Origin of the sequence: Pseudomonas sp. SWRI81 (assembly GCF_014268545.1) — a bacterium.
GTDB classification, from domain to species: domain Bacteria; phylum Pseudomonadota; class Gammaproteobacteria; order Pseudomonadales; family Pseudomonadaceae; genus Aquipseudomonas; species Aquipseudomonas hamedanensis.
Map to the genome: position 1 here is coordinate 21,579 of NZ_JABWQS010000037.1, position 15,436 is coordinate 37,014.

16 protein-coding genes, 1 tRNA gene and 2 pseudogenes are annotated in these 15,436 nt (G+C 56.9%); 12 read left to right on the plus strand and 7 right to left on the minus strand.

Annotated elements, in window-relative coordinates; translation table 11 throughout:
- Window positions 1–2: 2 nt before the first annotated feature.
- Window positions 3–203: a hypothetical protein gene (locus HU765_RS20150; RefSeq protein WP_186622512.1), complete on the minus strand. Its 201-nt coding sequence runs from the start codon at window positions 201–203 to the stop codon at window positions 3–5.
- A gap of 128 nt (window positions 204–331) precedes the next feature.
- Between HU765_RS20150 and HU765_RS20155 the strand changes: the two genes are divergently transcribed.
- Together HU765_RS20155 and HU765_RS20160 are read left to right on the plus strand one after the other, a co-directional pair.
- On the plus strand, window positions 332–634 hold the full coding sequence (locus HU765_RS20155; RefSeq protein ID WP_186622514.1) for a hypothetical protein: 303 nt from the start codon (window positions 332–334) through the stop codon (window positions 632–634).
- A gap of 166 nt (window positions 635–800) precedes the next feature.
- The gene (locus HU765_RS20160) at window positions 801–1,118 is read left to right on the plus strand and encodes an I78 family peptidase inhibitor (RefSeq protein ID WP_186551929.1); all 318 of its coding nucleotides are present in this window, start codon (window positions 801–803) and stop codon (window positions 1,116–1,118) included.
- 72 nt (window positions 1,119–1,190) lie between these two features.
- Here the strand turns inward: HU765_RS20160 and HU765_RS20165 are convergent, their stop codons facing one another.
- Together HU765_RS20165 and HU765_RS20170 are read right to left on the minus strand one after the other, a co-directional pair.
- Complete coding sequence (locus HU765_RS20165; protein WP_047229330.1) at window positions 1,191–1,403, minus strand: cold-shock protein; 213 nt, start codon at window positions 1,401–1,403, stop codon at window positions 1,191–1,193.
- Window positions 1,404–1,693: 290 nt separating this feature from the next.
- Window positions 1,694–1,996: a hypothetical protein gene (locus tag HU765_RS20170; RefSeq protein ID WP_186551928.1), complete on the minus strand. Its 303-nt coding sequence runs from the start codon at window positions 1,994–1,996 to the stop codon at window positions 1,694–1,696.
- 372 nt (window positions 1,997–2,368) lie between these two features.
- Between HU765_RS20170 and thrS the strand changes: the two genes are divergently transcribed.
- From thrS to HU765_RS20215, 9 genes are all read left to right on the plus strand, one after another.
- Window positions 2,369–4,291 carry a threonine--tRNA ligase gene (thrS, locus tag HU765_RS20175; RefSeq protein ID WP_186551927.1) on the plus strand — a complete coding sequence of 641 codons (1,923 nt, stop codon included), beginning with the start codon at window positions 2,369–2,371 and terminating at the stop codon, window positions 4,289–4,291.
- Window positions 4,291–4,842 carry a translation initiation factor IF-3 gene (infC, locus tag HU765_RS20180; protein WP_169432615.1) on the plus strand — a complete coding sequence of 184 codons (552 nt, stop codon included), beginning with the start codon at window positions 4,291–4,293 and terminating at the stop codon, window positions 4,840–4,842. The genes thrS and infC overlap by 1 nt, the downstream gene beginning before the upstream one ends.
- Window positions 4,843–4,902: 60 nt before the next feature.
- A complete protein-coding gene (rpmI, locus tag HU765_RS20185; RefSeq protein ID WP_002553160.1) occupies window positions 4,903–5,097 on the plus strand; it encodes a 50S ribosomal protein L35 in 195 nt (64 codons plus the stop codon).
- Between the two features lie 27 nt (window positions 5,098–5,124).
- A complete protein-coding gene (rplT, locus tag HU765_RS20190; protein ID WP_002553161.1) occupies window positions 5,125–5,481 on the plus strand; it encodes a 50S ribosomal protein L20 in 357 nt (118 codons plus the stop codon).
- A 109-nt stretch (window positions 5,482–5,590) separates the two neighbouring features.
- Complete coding sequence (pheS, locus tag HU765_RS20195) at window positions 5,591–6,607, plus strand: phenylalanine--tRNA ligase subunit alpha (RefSeq protein WP_003226365.1); 1,017 nt, start codon at window positions 5,591–5,593, stop codon at window positions 6,605–6,607.
- A gap of 26 nt (window positions 6,608–6,633) precedes the next feature.
- Window positions 6,634–9,012 carry a phenylalanine--tRNA ligase subunit beta gene (gene pheT, locus HU765_RS20200; protein ID WP_186622516.1) on the plus strand — a complete coding sequence of 793 codons (2,379 nt, stop codon included), beginning with the start codon at window positions 6,634–6,636 and terminating at the stop codon, window positions 9,010–9,012.
- Between the two features lie 3 nt (window positions 9,013–9,015).
- Window positions 9,016–9,318, plus strand: a complete 303-nt coding sequence (gene ihfA, locus HU765_RS20205) for an integration host factor subunit alpha (RefSeq protein WP_002553164.1) — start codon at window positions 9,016–9,018, stop codon at window positions 9,316–9,318.
- On the plus strand, window positions 9,299–9,655 hold the full coding sequence (locus HU765_RS20210) for a MerR family transcriptional regulator (RefSeq protein WP_003179985.1): 357 nt from the start codon (window positions 9,299–9,301) through the stop codon (window positions 9,653–9,655). The genes ihfA and HU765_RS20210 overlap by 20 nt, the downstream gene beginning before the upstream one ends.
- Window positions 9,656–9,744: 89 nt before the next feature.
- Window positions 9,745–9,821: transfer RNA gene (locus HU765_RS20215), tRNA-Pro, on the plus strand.
- An 82-nt stretch (window positions 9,822–9,903) separates the two neighbouring features.
- Here HU765_RS20215 and HU765_RS20220 read toward each other — a convergent pair.
- The 3 genes and pseudogenes from HU765_RS20220 to HU765_RS20235 form a co-directional block, all read right to left on the minus strand.
- Window positions 9,904–10,827, minus strand: a pseudogene (locus HU765_RS20220) (tyrosine-type recombinase/integrase); the annotation flags it as partial.
- Between the two features lie 203 nt (window positions 10,828–11,030).
- A complete protein-coding gene (locus HU765_RS20230; protein ID WP_186622518.1) occupies window positions 11,031–11,288 on the minus strand; it encodes an HNH endonuclease in 258 nt (85 codons plus the stop codon).
- A 56-nt stretch (window positions 11,289–11,344) separates the two neighbouring features.
- The gene (locus tag HU765_RS20235; protein ID WP_186622519.1) at window positions 11,345–11,662 is read right to left on the minus strand and encodes a hypothetical protein; all 318 of its coding nucleotides are present in this window, start codon (window positions 11,660–11,662) and stop codon (window positions 11,345–11,347) included.
- Between the two features lie 887 nt (window positions 11,663–12,549).
- Between HU765_RS20235 and HU765_RS20240 the strand changes: the two genes are divergently transcribed.
- Window positions 12,550–13,509, plus strand: a complete 960-nt coding sequence (locus tag HU765_RS20240; RefSeq protein ID WP_186622520.1) for a hypothetical protein — start codon at window positions 12,550–12,552, stop codon at window positions 13,507–13,509.
- On the opposite strand, the pseudogene HU765_RS20245 reads toward HU765_RS20240, so the two are convergent.
- Window positions 13,430–15,406: pseudogene (locus HU765_RS20245) on the minus strand (DNA cytosine methyltransferase). The gene HU765_RS20240 and the pseudogene HU765_RS20245 overlap by 80 nt on opposite strands.
- Between the last annotated feature and the right edge of the window lie 30 nt (window positions 15,407–15,436).

Consider the following 15,436-nt stretch of genomic DNA (forward strand, 5'->3'; position numbering starts at 1 on the left):
TTTTACTGCGTCTGTTCGGCCTGTACGGTCGTGTATCGTTCAAATGCCTGATTGATAAATTGCTGCGCTGCCTTTATACCCAACTCCTTGACCAATAAATCGATACCGATCAGCGCCAGCTCTTCCGTCGTGCCGGGGCTGTAAGAACTGTGTCCGTCTGCCCATTTGGCGTTAATGGCGGCGTCGATGCTGAGGCTGGTCATGAGAGGCTCGAAAGGTCAGGAGGTCTGTTTTCGAGTTAACCATTTTGCGCGACATTTGGCACTGCGACTTAGGCATGAACGGAGCGCTATGCGACACTTGGTCTTTTCGGCTTTCCGAGGACCCTGCTGTGCAGATCGATTTGAATACCCCCGACGGCCTGACACTGGAAGCTGTGCGCCAGTTACTGGCCTCAGCCAGCGATGACGAGCACACCCAGTTGCGCGTGACCAAAGGTGGCATCGCCTATCTCTCCACCGTAACCGGTGGACAAGAGATCGACGGTCTGCTGTTTCGCCTCGAAACGTGGGCGAAGGGCTCGGGCTATGTGGGCAAGGTCGCTGCCAGCGATGAAGTCTGGGTGATGCAGATTTACAACGCGCTCAAAGACAACTGGCCGCATCCACCGTTTGACTACATCGACGTTTATTGAGCGTCGTTAATATTCAGTCACGATTGTTTGATAAAGAGTCGGGCAAGGCTCAGGCACACTCGGCGTTTTTCGATCGTGGGGCAGGGTGATGGCACTCGCCGGGAAACCAAACGCCGGATTGGCGGTCGCACGATCTCAGCTTAACCATTTAAAACAAGGAGGCTTCATGCCTTTGAAGTTCGCGATACTGGGTGCATTGATGGCTGCTGCCATGTTGGCGGGTTGTTCCACGACCTCCAGCGAGTCAGCCAAGGATCCAGTGGCATCCGAATCCGGTCACAGCCGCTGTGAAGCGACGGCGGCAGAGTTCACCATTGGTAAAAAGGCATCGCCGCAACTGCTGGAGGAGGCGCGGGCCAAGGCCGGCGCACAGAACGCCCGCTTCCTCAAGCCAACCGATATGATCACCCTGGAATATCGTTCCGATCGGCTGAATCTCAACACCGACAACAATCTGGTGGTGACGCGCGTCAACTGCGGCTGATCGCAGACCGCTTTTGTTGCAGGCATAAAAAACCCCGTCACATGGACGGGGTTTTTTTAGTGCGCCGAGAAATTACTCTGGGCGAACCTGTGCAGCTTGCATACCCTTTTGGCCTTTCTCAGCCACGAAGGAAACGGTCTGGCCTTCTTTCAGGCTTTTGAAACCGTCGCTTTCGATAGCTTTGAAGTGTACGAACAGGTCGTCACCGCCACCTGTAGGAGTGATGAAGCCGAAGCCTTTTTCATCGTTGAACCATTTAACGGTGCCGGTTTGGCGATTAGACATGGTGTATCTCCAAGAAACATATATTTTCAGTAGTGCTGTGCTGCTCAGGCCAACTGGGCACACCCGGGTATCATAGTCGAAATGTTCGCTTTGGTAGCCCCCCGGACGTGCTGTTTGCCAATCAGTCGTGTTTTCTTTACCGCCTGTTTCTGCTGAAAGCCCCGGTTTGAAAGGCCTGCAGCGAAACGTAAAGGCGATAAAAAAACCTGTAAAACCTGCATAAATCGTCTGAAAACCTTCATTTCCAGCATTTTTTTTCAGCTTTTAGCCGATCAGGAAGCTCCGTTTTCTTACTTTTTCGCTGGGGGATTTGCCTTGCATTTGGCGATCTGGCCAAGGGCTTTCTGTTGCAGCTCAGGGGTGGCCTTGTTGTCCATCAGCGCCTGGATATCGCTGGCCGGATAGGACTTGATGGCATCAGCACCGCAAGCGCAGTGAGATTTCGCGGCGGCAGCGCCGATTTGTTGGGTGGCCGCCTGGGTGCACTGGGCCATGTACTTCTCGCGCTCGCCCTTCGGCCAGTCGGCATGGGCGCTCAGTGGCAGCAGCAGAACGACGGGGGCGACGACGGCGAATAAGCTTTTCAGACGCATGCGAGGATGCTCCTTGTGGGTCAATGTCTTGTTATCTGAGGGTGCAAGGGCCTTTCAAGTTCAGCACTCTGGCATAAAAACGGACAATCCGCCTTCTGCTAAATCAGGGCGTAAGCGACCGCTCATCTGTGCTAGCATGCCGGGCTCAAGCGTTCTCAGGCAGCGGATGACCTTCAGTCCCGGTGCGGTCGGCGTGCGAATTATTTCCCGATTTGAATCCCAGTCACTCTGGTTCGGTTTTCCGGTTGGCCGCAAGGCTCCTGCCGCTGTAAGGCAGGCGTTCGTCATTGAATGGCCTGGATCGGATCTTGTACTGGCTCATCCCAACCCACGTGACCTTTGGTAGGGGTCACCACTAGGAGAGGAGGCGCCATGCCAACTATTACTCTTCCCGACGGCAGTCAACGTTCATTCGATCACCCGGTTTCCGTAGCCGAGGTCGCCGCATCCATCGGTGCAGGCCTGGCCAAGGCAACGCTCGCCGGCAAGGTCAATGGCCAACTGGTCGACGCCAGCGACATCATCAGCAGCGATGCGACCCTGCAAATCATTACGCCAAAGGATGAAGAGGGGCTGGAGATCATTCGCCACTCTTGCGCTCACCTGGTCGGCCACGCAGTCAAGCAACTGTACCCGACCGCGAAGATGGTCATCGGTCCGGTCATCGACGAAGGCTTCTATTACGATATCGCCTACGAGCGTCCGTTCACGCCGGAAGACATGGCGGCCATCGAACAGCGCATGCAGCAGCTGATCGAGAAAGATTACGACGTCATCAAGAAGGTCACTCCGCGCGCCGAAGTGATCGAAGTGTTCAAGGCCCGCGGCGAAGACTACAAGCTGCGTCTGGTCGAAGACATGCCGAACGAGCAGGCCATGGGTCTGTACTACCACGAAGAATACGTCGACATGTGCCGCGGTCCGCACGTGCCGAATACGCGTTTCCTGAAATCCTTCAAGTTGACCAAGCTGTCCGGTGCTTACTGGCGCGGCGATGCCAAAAACGAGCAATTGCAGCGCGTTTACGGCACCGCGTGGGCCGACAAGAAGCAACTGGCAGCGTACATCCAGCGCATCGAAGAAGCCGAAAAGCGCGATCACCGCAAGATCGGCAAGCGCCTGGGCCTGTTTCACACCCAGGAAGAATCCCCGGGCATGGTGTTCTGGCACCCGAACGGCTGGACGTTGTATCAGGTACTCGAGCAGTACATGCGCAAGATCCAGCGCGACAACGGCTATCTCGAGATCAAGACGCCGCAAGTCGTTGACCGCAGCCTTTGGGAGAAATCCGGGCACTGGGCCAACTACGCCGACAACATGTTCACCACCCAGTCGGAAAACCGCGATTACGCCATCAAGCCGATGAACTGCCCGTGCCACGTGCAGGTGTTCAATCAAGGCCTGAAGAGCTACCGCGAGCTGCCGATGCGTCTGGCCGAGTTCGGTGCCTGCCACCGTAACGAGCCGTCAGGCGCGTTGCACGGCATCATGCGTGTACGTGCGTTTACACAGGACGATGCCCACATCTTCTGCACCGAAGAGCAGATGCAGGCCGAATCCGCCGCGTTCATCAAGCTGACCATGGACGTTTATCGCGATTTCGGCTTTACCGAAGTCGAGATGAAACTGTCCACTCGTCCGGAAAAACGCGTCGGTTCCGACGAGCTGTGGGATCGCGCTGAAGCCGCATTGGCCGCAGCCCTTGATTCTGCGGGCTTGCCGTACGATCTGCAGCCGGGCGAGGGCGCTTTCTACGGTCCGAAGATCGAGTTCTCGCTGAAAGATTGCCTCGGTCGCGTCTGGCAATGTGGTACCTTGCAGCTCGATTTTAACCTGCCTGTCCGTTTGGGCGCTGAATACGTCTCCGAAGACAACAGCCGCAAACACCCTGTGATGCTGCACCGTGCGATCCTCGGTTCCTTCGAGCGTTTCGTCGGGATTCTGATCGAGCACTACGAAGGTGCTTTCCCGGCCTGGCTGGCGCCAACCCAGGCGGTGATCATGAATATCACTGATAAACAGGCAGATTTTGTTGCAGAAGTCGAAAAAACTCTCAACGAAAGCGGATTTCGTGCCAAGTCCGACTTGAGAAATGAAAAGATCGGCTTTAAAATCCGCGAGCATACTTTGCTCAAGGTTCCCTATCTTTTGGTTATCGGAGATAAGGAAGTCGAGATGCAGACTGTCGCTGTGCGTACTCGTGAAGGTGCTGACCTGGGCTCGATGCCCGTCGCCGAATTCGCTGAGTTTCTCGCGCAAGCGGTTTCCCGGCGTGGTCGCCCAGATTCGGAGTAATTATTATTAAGCGTGAAATGAGACAAGATAAACGAGCTGCACCGAAAGCCCCGATCAACGAGAATATCTCGGCACGCGAGGTTCGGTTAATTGGCGCTGATGGCGAGCAGATTGGCATCGTCTCGATTGATGAAGCGCTTCGTATCGCTGAAGAAGCAAAGCTTGATCTGGTGGAAATTTCCGCAGACGCAGTCCCGCCTGTTTGCCGGGTGATGGACTACGGCAAGTCGATCTTCGAAAAGAAGAAGCAGATTGCTGCGGCGAAGAAGAACCAGAAGCAGATTCAGGTTAAAGAAATCAAGTTTCGTCCAGGGACGGAGGAAGGGGATTACCAGGTAAAACTGCGCAACCTGGTACGTTTCCTGAGTGACGGGGACAGGGCCAAGGTATCCTTGCGATTCCGCGGCCGTGAGATGGCCCACCAGGAGCTGGGGATGGAACTCCTCAAGCGGGTTGAACAAGACCTGCTCGAGTACGGTTCGGTCGAACAGCATCCTAAGATGGAAGGACGCCAGCTGATCATGGTCATCGCCCCGAAAAAGAAGAAGTAATCAACAGGGCACGGCAGGCCTTCTGATTATGTTTATCAACTGAATGCGGAGTATCCGAACATGCCAAAAATGAAAACCAAAAGTGGTGCTGCCAAGCGGTTTCTGAAAACTGCTAACGGCATCAAGCACAAGCACGCTTTCAAGAGCCACATCCTGACTAAAATGTCGACCAAGCGTAAGCGTCAACTGCGCGGTAGCAGCTTGCTGCATCCGTCTGACGTGGCAAAAGTCGAGCGCATGCTGCGCCTTCGTTAATTTAGTCAAGAATAGAGGAAGTAACTCATGGCTCGTGTAAAGCGTGGCGTCATTGCCCGTAAGCGTCACAAAAAAATTCTGAAACTTGCTAAAGGCTACTACGGCGCACGCTCCCGCGTATTCCGTGTTGCCAAGCAAGCGGTAATCAAGGCAGGCCAATACGCCTACCGTGACCGTCGTCAGAAAAAACGTCAGTTCCGCGCTCTGTGGATCGCTCGTATCAACGCTGGTGCTCGTGTTAACGGTCTGTCCTACAGCCGTTTCATCGCTGGCCTGAAAAAAGCGTCCATCGAGATCGACCGTAAGGTTCTGGCTGATCTGGCAGTGAACGAAAAAGCGGCGTTTGCTGCGATTGTCGAGAAAGCTAAAGCCACCTTGGCTTAAGTACCCCCGACAGTCACCCGGCCTCACCTCTGTGGGGTCAGGTGTTAAACGTCATAAATAGGGGAAGAGCCTTCAAGCTCTTCCCCTATTTTGTATCTGGAGTCTGTACATGGAAAACCTGGATGCGCTGGTCTCTCAAGCACTAGAGGCTGTGCAAAGCGCTGAAGACATCAATGCCCTGGAGCAAATCCGGGTTCAATACCTTGGCAAGAAGGGCGAATTGACTCAGGTGATGAAGACCTTGGGGAATTTGCCAGCAGAAGAGCGTCCGCAAGTCGGCGCCCTGATCAACGTTGCCAAGGAACGTGTTACAGGCGTTCTCAATGCGCGCATGGCGCTGTTTGAAGAAGCCGAACTGGCTGCCAAACTGTCCGCCGAGTCCATCGACGTGACATTGCCGGGCCGTGGCCAGACCTCCGGTGGTCTGCATCCGGTCACCCGGACTCTGGAACGTGTCGAACAGTTCTTCACCCGCATCGGCTACGGCATCGCCGAAGGCCCTGAGGTCGAAGACGATTATCACAACTTTGAAGCGCTCAACATCCCAGGCCATCACCCGGCCCGGTCGATGCATGACACCTTCTATTTCAATGCCAACATGTTGCTGCGCACCCATACCTCGCCGGTCCAGGTCCGCACCATGGAATCGAAACAGCCGCCGATCCGCATCGTCTGCCCAGGCCGTGTGTACCGCAGCGACTCCGATATCACCCATTCGCCGATGTTCCATCAGGTTGAAGGCCTGCTGGTCGATCGCGACATCAATTTTGCCGATCTCAAAGGCACCATCGAAGAGTTCCTGCGGGTGTTCTTCGAGAAAGAACTGGCCGTGCGATTCCGTCCTTCGTACTTCCCGTTCACCGAGCCCTCCGCTGAAGTCGATATGGAGTGCGTGATGTGCAGCGGTAAAGGCTGCCGCGTCTGTAAGCAGACCGGCTGGCTGGAAGTGATGGGCTGCGGCATGGTTCACCCGAACGTGCTGCGCATGTCTGGCATCGATCCGGAAGAATTTTCCGGCTTTGCTTTCGGCATGGGCGTCGAGCGTCTGGCCATGCTCCGTTACGGCGTGAACGACTTGCGTCTGTTCTTCGACAACGACTTGCGGTTCCTCGCGCAATTTCGCTAGTCGTAACGAATTCTTAGGAGAGCAGGATGAAATTCAGTGAACAATGGCTGCGTGGCTGGGTTAGCCCGCAGGTAAATCGCGACGAGCTGGTTGCCCGTCTGTCGATGGCCGGTCTTGAGGTCGATAGCGTCACTCCGGCCGCCGGTGTATTCAGTGGCGTGGTGGTGGGCGAGGTGCTGAGCACCGAGCAACACCCGGATGCCGACAAGTTGCGCGTGTGCCAGGTCAGCAATGGCGCGGAAACCTTCCAGGTCGTGTGCGGTGCGCCAAACGTGCGTCCGGGCCTGAAGATTCCGTTCGCCATGATCGGTGCCGAGCTGCCAGGCGATTTCAAGATCAAGAAGGCCAAGCTGCGCGGCGTTGAGTCCAACGGCATGCTGTGCTCGCAAGCCGAGTTGCAGATTGGCGAAGGCAACGATGGTCTGATGGAGCTGCCGGCCGATGCGCCGGTGGGCGAAGACATCCGCGTGTATCTGGACCTGGAAGACGCCAGCATCGAGGTCGACCTGACCCCGAACCGTGGCGACTGCCTGTCCCTCGCTGGTTTGGCCCGCGAAGTCGGCGCGCTGTATGCCGCGCCGGTAACCCGTCCTGTGGTGGCGGCGGTTCCTGCCGTACACGACGAAGTGCGTCCTGTCGAAGTGCTGGCGCCAGCCGCCTGCCCACGTTACCTGGGGCGCGTGATCCGCAATGTTGACCTGTCCAGGCCAACGCCGCTGTGGATGGTTGAGCGTCTGCGTCGCGCCGACGTGCGCAGCATCGATGCGGCCGTCGACATCACCAACTACGTGATGCTTGAACTGGGTCAGCCGTTGCACGCCTTCGATCTTGCCGAGATCAATGGCGGCATCCGTGTGCGCATGGCCGAAGACGGCGAGAAGCTGGTACTGCTCGACGGGCAGGAAGTCAGCCTGCGCAGCGATACGCTGGTCATCGCCGACCACACCCGCGCGCTGGCGATTGCCGGTGTCATGGGCGGCGAGCACAGCGGTGTGTCTGCGACCACGCGCGACGTATTCCTTGAATCGGCGTTCTTCGATCAGATCGCTGTGGCGGGCAAGGCCCGTTCCTATGGCCTGCACACCGACGCGTCGCACCGCTACGAGCGTGGCGTCGACTGGCAACTGGCCCGTGAAGCCATGGAGCGCGCCACTGGCCTGCTGCTGGACATCACCGGTGGCGAAGCGGGCCCGATCATCGAAACCGTCAGCGAGGCGCATCTGCCGTCGATCGCACCGATCACTTTGCGTGCCCAGCGCATCACGCAGATGCTCGGCATGGAGATGGATTCGGCGCAGGTCGAGCGTCTGCTCGGCGCGCTGGGTCTGACCATCAGTGCCGAGGGGGCAGGGCAGTGGCGCGTAGAAGTGCCAAGCCATCGCTTCGATATCAGCCTGGAAGTCGACCTGATCGAAGAGCTGGCCCGTCTGTACGGCTACAACCGCCTGCCGGTTCGTTACCCGCAAGCGCGTCTGGCGCCGCAAGCCAAGGCTGAAGCGCGTAGCGACCTGCCTGAGCTGCGTCGCCTGTTGGTAGCACGTGGCTATCAGGAAGCGATCACCTATAGCTTCATCGATCCGAAGCAGTTCGAACTGTTCAACCCCGGCGTCGAGCCGCTGCTGCTGGCCAATCCGATCTCCAATGACATGGCCGCCATGCGCTCGTCGCTGTGGCCGGGTCTGGTCAAGGCATTGCAGCACAACCTCAACCGTCAACAGGATCGCGTGCGTCTGTTCGAAAGCGGTCTGCGCTTTGTCGGTCAGCTCGAAGGCCTGAAGCAAGAGCCGATGCTCTCCGGTGTTGTCTGCGGTAGCCGTCTGCCGGAAGGCTGGGCGCAAGGTCGCGACACCGTTGATTTCTTCGACGTCAAAGCCGACGTGGAAGCGGTACTTGGCTTCGCCGGTGCACTGGATTCGTTCACCTTCGCACCGGGCAAACATCCGGCGCTGCACCCGGGTCAAACCGCGCGCATCGAACGCGAAGGTCGCGAAGTGGGTTTCATTGGCGCCATTCACCCTGAGCTGTCGAAAGCGTTGGGTCTGGACCGTCCTGTGTTCGTTTTCGAGCTGGTTCTGGCGGAAGTGGCACTCGGTAAAATGCCGAAATTCCACGAGTTGTCGCGCTTTCCTGAAGTGCGTCGTGACCTTGCACTGATCGCGCACAAAGAGGTCGCGTCCGCGGCGGTACTGGACGTAATCCGTGAAAATGCAGGCGAATGGCTCACAGATCTCAGGCTGTTTGACGTGTATCAGGGTAAAGGCATTGATCCTGATAGAAAAAGCCTTGCAGTTGGCTTGACCTGGCAGCATCCATCGCGCACTCTTAATGACGATGAGGTGAATTCGACGACGCAAAATATCCTCACCTCGCTCGAACAAAGGTTGAACGCCACGTTAAGGAAGTGACGTATGGGGGCTTTGACGAAAGCTGAGATGGCGGAACGTCTGTATGAAGAGCTGGGCCTGAACAAGCGGGAAGCCAAGGAATTGGTCGAACTGTTTTTCGAGGAAATCAGGCACGCTCTTGAAGACAACGAGCAGGTCAAATTGTCCGGTTTCGGCAATTTCGACCTTCGGGACAAACGCCAGCGGCCTGGCCGCAACCCGAAAACGGGGGAAGAAATTCCGATCACGGCTCGCCGTGTGGTCACCTTTCGTCCAGGGCAGAAGTTGAAGGCCCGAGTTGAGGCTTATGCTGGAACCAAGTCATAACGACGAACTACCCGTCATCCCGGGCAAACGCTACTTCACCATCGGTGAAGTCAGCGAGCTGTGTGCCGTAAAGCCACACGTGCTGCGCTACTGGGAGCAGGAGTTTCCTCAGCTAAACCCCGTCAAACGCCGCGGAAACCGCCGGTATTATCAGCGCCAGGACGTGCTGATGATCCGGCAGATCCGCGCGCTCCTTTACGATCAGGGTTTCACCATCGGCGGCGCACGTCTGCGCTTGTCCGGCGACGAAGCCAAAGACGACACCACCCAGTACAAACAAATGATTCGGCAGATGATTGCCGAGCTGGAAGACGTACTGGTGGTACTCAAGAAATAAAAAGCTGCGTTTGAATACTTCCAGTTTTCAAATGCTTGCGATATATTCTTGAGCGTTCTTCGAAGCTGAAGAACACATGCAACATCAGTCGGGGCGTAGCGCAGTCCGGTAGCGCACTAGCATGGGGTGCTAGGGGTCGAGTGTTCGAATCACTCCGTCCCGACCATATTTTTCAATGACTTAGCCGCTTTCGAGCGGCTTTGTTGTTTCTGCCGTAGTGACTTTCCGAGTGGCCTTGGCATTTTCGATCATGCTTCCCTCCTTTTCAGAATCGTCAGCGCTGGTGCGCGCGAGTCGGTTGCTGATACCTTATTTGCCGCCGCAATGAGTTGATCCAATTCCGCTGCCGAGTAGTGGCTGGTGATGCTCCCGTTCTTGTGGCCGAGCAATGCTTTGCGATCCTCCTCAGTCACGCCAGCCGCACGCAGCCTTCTCCCAAAGGTGTGCTTCAAGTCGTGAATTCGGATTCTGGCAAAGCCGTCATTTGCCGGCCGCAAGAATTTCTCCTGCCACTTCTTCGCCGCTCGGATCCGCGCCTTCTTCCAGGCCGAGTCATTCATGCGGTGAACTGTCGTTTCATTCCCCTCACCATCTGGCTTGCCGAACGGGAAGACGTAGAGCAGATGCTTGCCGCGCTGCTTCTCGATCACAGACTTGGCAACGTCATTCATCACGACCAGACGTTCGTCTCGGTTCTTCACGCCAGACCTGGCGCTCCTTCCGCCAAATCCCGCCGGTATCAGGAACACGCTCGTTCCCAGCTCCGGTACCGCAATCTCCCAATTCCACTGTAGCTTGCAAACTTCCTGCTCCCGGCAACCTGTGTTGACCTTGAACATGGCCATGGTCTGAAGGTGCGCTGGGAGTTCGGCGAACAGGATCGACTGCTCTTCCCATGAAAGCGGGTAGGGCTTTCGGCTGTTCGTCTTCTCGTCCAGCAGGGAAATCATCGGCACCACGTCCAGCAGCGGCCGTCGCTCCTCGTCACGCCACTTTCGCGCGCAGAGGTTCAGCACACGGATGACCCGTTGAAGCGCGATATTCACTGTCCGGTTCGTGACCGGTTTCCCTACCGCTGGATTCAGCTTCGACTGGATGTAAGGCGCGAGGGCGTCGTCGTCGATGTGGGTCAGCGGCATATCGCCAATAAACGGATCAAGCTGCTCCATATAAGTACCCGAGCGCTTTCGATGGTTGAGTGGTAGCCGCCGTAGAAGTATTTCCCGCGACATTGCATTTGGACGTGCCAGCGTTCTTTCCGGCCATCCCAGTACACGCCGTGGATTCCACTTGCTCCGCGCCCGGCGCTGTTGCCACCGCCGCCATACTCGCGGTTGTTGCAGTCATCGTCCGGTGTGGTTTGGCGAAGGTTGATCTACCTGTTGTCGTCGCGAATGCGGTTGATGTGATCGACATGCAGGTCTTCATCTGGATGCTCGCCCGTCATGTACAGCCAAGCCAGGCGGTGCGCTTGGTGCTTGACTCGATCAACCGCTATCGTGATGTAGCCATTCTTGTCGAATTGGCCGATGCGCCGCTTGTGGTTCGGTGGGCGCCGGGTGAATCGACCAGTTTCGGGATCGTAATGCAGCTTTTCCAAAAGGCGGGCATGGGTGAGTTCTCGCGTTTTCATAGGCGAAAGCCTCCTTCGCCCGCCGTACACCGGTAGGCTGTTGAGTAGGGGAGGGGTTACTGCTGAACAAGCTCGGCAGGTACTTTCACGCTTGCGCCGCGCTTGGCGAAGACCACGGCGCGGAACACTGCGATGGTTCGGGTTTCGCCGGGCTGGCGGTTGCATGGGTCGTTGGTCGCGTCAGCCAGCCGAGGGTGACGGTGTCCAACTTCGCACCAGTCGCCGTACTTGGTGATCAGGTGGTCGGCGTCGGGTAGGGCGAACAGTTGCAGCTGACCGGCGGCTGGCTGCTGATCACCCTCGATTGCGTTGATTGCCCAGTCCAGCGCCGGGCCGGTCAGTTCCTCGGTGCGGACGCTGACTAGGCACTTCATCGCTGGCGCCTCTGAAAGTCAGTGCAGCGCACGATCACCGTCTGCCCGTCGCGGGAAAGCGGTGGCATGGTGCTGAAGGGAAGGTGGCTGCAACTGCGATGGGCGTGGGCGCAGGTTGCGCACATTCCGCCTTTGGGCTGATGGTTCATCACCGCGGCCCCTTGTAGCAGTACACATAGGCGAACCAGGCGAGGGCGTTCATGGCGTCACCCGCTGCTGTTCCTGGCGTAAAGCCTGCTGTACCGCCTCGAAAACCCGGTGCAGGTACGTGAATTTATGGTTTCCCCGACTGCCTTTCCGTCGAGCGGGGAAAGCCATTCATCTCCGAACAGTTCGGTCAACAGCCTGCTTTGATGCCAGCATTCGTTAGCGCTTTCTATGCCGCGCAGTTCGTCGATGTCACTCCAAAGCTGACGGGCTTCGTCTTTACTCAGCTCGCCGAACTCCCATCATGGCGACCTGTCTGTTGCCGCCGGCGCTGAACGATGCACTTCTTGGCCAGCGCATGGAGGGCGCCGCCGCTGAACAAAGTGGGGCTAATCCCGCGATCCAAACAATTCAGAACGTAATGCCAGTCACAGTCGGCGACAAACTGCGCAACGGTTCGCTGGCCCATACCGCCCAGTAGGCGTTTCAGCTGTTGTCCCATCAGTTGATGGTGATCTTGCCTTGGGCGGTCTGGTAGCTCGGATCTGACTCAGTCGGGCAATCGCTCCGGCCGAAGTCATCGAGGAACACGGAATCGGGTCGAGACGCGGCGCGCCGGTGATCACCAGCTTCGTAACTGTCGAACGCTCAATCTGTAGAGGCTCGGCCGGTTTTTTTTCTGTGGGCATGGGGATACCAAGGTTTTGTCGATGTAGATTGTGGGCATGGGGAGGAGGTGGGTGAACGCCTTTATTATTCGTGATAGCCTTAAGCCACTTTATATGGAGGTGGCTGTGAATTTGGTTAATGGATTACTGATGTTGATCGGGATGCTATGTTGCTTATCATTCTATTTCTGGCTAAAAATAAAAAAGATGGAACATGACGAGGACGTTCAGCCGCTTGATACCGGACTTGTTGTTTGGGTGGCTTTGGTGTTCGTCTTGTTTGTTGTATGTCTATTTTTTTATTTTGGGGAAAATAAGTTTAGCGTCCCTGAAAATATTGGGCAGATAGGTGATTTTATAGGTGGCTTAACTAATCCGGTGTTGAGCTTTTTGGCTCTTTTGGTTTTATTGAGGACTACGTTGATTCAAACTATGGAATCTAGAAAGACAACTGGCTTTATGAGGTCTCAGCAAAAGCTGTTGGAAGAAGAAAGGTTTGAAAATACTTTTTTTCACCTGTTGTCTCAGTTGGAAAGCTATTGCGAGAAACACTTTAGAGATGATGGGGAAGGGCAATCTTACGCAGAAGAGCTTTCGGAGACTTTATGTGAAAACTATGGTGAATTCGCAAGTCTCGACAAAGATTTGCAAATGAAAGCTGCCGAAAAGCATATCAAAGAGGTTACAGATAATAGTCTTTGTATTACTTTGGTACAGCGTTATGCGAGGGTTGCGAAGTTTGTTGCAAATTCAAAAATAGATAAAAAATTACGTGCTAGCTATGCGTCAGTTTTACGAGATACTGTCTATCCTGATGAATGTATTTTAATTTCGAGTAAATTGTTCCTAAATAAGACGTTGGCTTTAGTGCTCAAAGAGTGGAAGCTTGTAGACGCGAGTAGGGGGTACTTTGTATGTCCTGAAATAGAATACTTTTACAAAGGGGGGCCTCCTAAGCAGCCTGTTGCCGAGTCTTCGGCTGTCGCCAGGGATTATTTGCCTGCGCTAGTGCAGCCATCGGCGGCGGGCTGACGCTGTTGCCGCACATGTGCACTTGCTGGGTCTTGTTGAAAGGCTTCCCGTCGGCGCCCCGGCTGATGATGTAGTCGGCAGGGAAGCCCTGAGCCTTGTACAGCTCGGCCGGTTGCAGCATGCGTAAGCAGATATCGATGATCACGTAGGGCGCGCCTTTGATGGTGACGGTAACCAGTCCCAGCCGATCCTTGGTGGTGATCGTTGGTGCTGGCGCGTCGGCGGCGCTCATGTTCTCGGTGCCGTAGTAGCTGATCAGGAATGCCGCGACCCGCAGTGCGCCGGCCTCAATCTCTGGCGAGAGCTGCAGCTCGACCAGCGAACTCTTGCCGCCACCGCCCGCCGTGATGGTCGGCGCCGGTTCATCCACGCCTTGGCCGGCGCTGATGGTGTGCAGCGGATCGTTCGCGTCTCGCGCATCACAGTTGCCGCGCAAGTGCATCAGGTTCGCCGTCACCAGCTGCTGCTGGCTGCGGGTGTTGGTCACCGTAGTCATCGGGTCTTCGACGCTTTTGGCATCCGTGGTTTTACCATTCATCTGCGCCATGAACACTGTTGAGATACCTATGGCGTGGGCGGCCCCGGCAGGGCGCTGGTATTTGCCGCCGCTGGTGATGGTCGGTAGCGGCTCGTCGAGCGCCTTGCCTTCATCCGCAAACCTGAACTTCACCAGATGCGCGGCAGCGATCGCACGATGGTTCTGGGTCACCAATGTCCCTGCCGGCTGGTCCGCTGTCGCAGGCTTGCCGCTGTACTCCGGCCCACCGGCCAACCAGTACCGGGCTGATCAGCATCAGCTCGCCGCGCTTCGCGCGGGTCACCGTCGGCAGCGGCGCGTGTGGATCGTTGACCGATCGCTACCTTGATGGGTGGCCGGTGCAATGATCGGGCTCGCCATGGCGAACGATCCGCCGCGCCGCCAAGATGTCACGGTGCGCAGTGGGTCATGGGCGGACTGAACACTTTCACCCGACCAGTTCGCGACCGGCACAATGAACGGGTCAGCAGCATCGATGACGAACTTCTTCATGCCCTTGGCGATTCGGCGCAGGGTGGCCGGTGCCAGCGGTTTTGCCCGGTCGAAAATGCTTTTGCTCGGGATGGTGCAGTCGATGCACTCGGCGGCGGTGCGCCACTTCTTTTGGCCTTTGGCTGGGTTCTTCGCGTGGGTCGGCTCAGGCCAAACAATCGGCTGGCCGTCGCAACGGGCGATCATGAACAGTCGCTCGGGGCTGGTCGGCGCGCCGAAGTCGCAGGCCTTGATGACCCGCCATTGGACGACGTAGCCCAGGCGTTTCAGCTCGGCGACGAACACTGCCCAAGTTTGCCTGCGGCGCTTCAGGTCAGGCACCAGGAACTGCTGGTGGACGGTACTACTTCGCCAGGCTCGGCAATGGCGCCGCCCAACTTCATCACACGGCCGGTTGCCTTGCAGCGCTTGGCGATCAGCGGCCCCCGCTGGAGGATCTGTTTCACGTTCTCCAAGCTGATCACGCGCGGCTTCTTCTTGCCGGCCCACTTCAACCCGATCCACGACAGGTTCCGGATCTCGCGTTTGCGCGGCTGTCCACCGGCGGCTTGGCTGTGGTGCGTGCAGCCGGGCGACATGTGGAACCAGCCAACGGCCTTGCCGCCGCACTCGGTGTCCGGATCACCCTCGAATACTTCGGTGGTGTAGTGCACCGCGCCCGGGTGATTCACGGTGTGCATGCTGATCGCTTGGGGCTGTGGTTCTTCGCGACATTCACCGCGCGGCCCAATCCCATTTCACCAGCCCGGTACCGGCGCCGCCGCCACCGCAGAAGAAGTCGACAACGATCTCATCGTCCTGAGTGCTGAAGCCGAGTCCGTATTGAGTTTTGAAATCGAAGGGGTGTTTCTTCTGTTGTGCGGACATAGGGGATCCTCGCCTGAAGCAGTGAGCTTC

Bases quoted from the DNA above. Each gene is read 5' to 3' on its own strand.
- HU765_RS20150 (WP_186622512.1), bottom strand. From the start codon at position 203: ATGACCAGCCTCAGCATCGACGCCGCCATTAACGCCAAATGGGCAGAC.
- HU765_RS20160 (WP_186551929.1), top strand. From the start codon at position 801: ATGCCTTTGAAGTTCGCGATACTGGGTGCATTGATGGCTGCTGCCATG.
- HU765_RS20165 (WP_047229330.1), bottom strand. From the start codon at position 1,403: ATGTCTAATCGCCAAACCGGCACCGTTAAATGGTTCAACGATGAAAAA.
- HU765_RS20170 (WP_186551928.1), bottom strand. From the start codon at position 1,996: ATGCGTCTGAAAAGCTTATTCGCCGTCGTCGCCCCCGTCGTTCTGCTG.
- thrS (WP_186551927.1), top strand. From the start codon at position 2,369: ATGCCAACTATTACTCTTCCCGACGGCAGTCAACGTTCATTCGATCAC.
- rpmI (WP_002553160.1), top strand. From the start codon at position 4,903: ATGCCAAAAATGAAAACCAAAAGTGGTGCTGCCAAGCGGTTTCTGAAA.
- rplT (WP_002553161.1), top strand. From the start codon at position 5,125: ATGGCTCGTGTAAAGCGTGGCGTCATTGCCCGTAAGCGTCACAAAAAA.
- pheS (WP_003226365.1), top strand. From the start codon at position 5,591: ATGGAAAACCTGGATGCGCTGGTCTCTCAAGCACTAGAGGCTGTGCAA.
- pheT (WP_186622516.1), top strand. From the start codon at position 6,634: ATGAAATTCAGTGAACAATGGCTGCGTGGCTGGGTTAGCCCGCAGGTA.
- ihfA (WP_002553164.1), top strand. From the start codon at position 9,016: ATGGGGGCTTTGACGAAAGCTGAGATGGCGGAACGTCTGTATGAAGAG.
- HU765_RS20210 (WP_003179985.1), top strand. From the start codon at position 9,299: ATGCTGGAACCAAGTCATAACGACGAACTACCCGTCATCCCGGGCAAA.
- HU765_RS20230 (WP_186622518.1), bottom strand. From the start codon at position 11,288: ATGAAAACGCGAGAACTCACCCATGCCCGCCTTTTGGAAAAGCTGCAT.
- HU765_RS20235 (WP_186622519.1), bottom strand. From the start codon at position 11,662: ATGAAGTGCCTAGTCAGCGTCCGCACCGAGGAACTGACCGGCCCGGCG.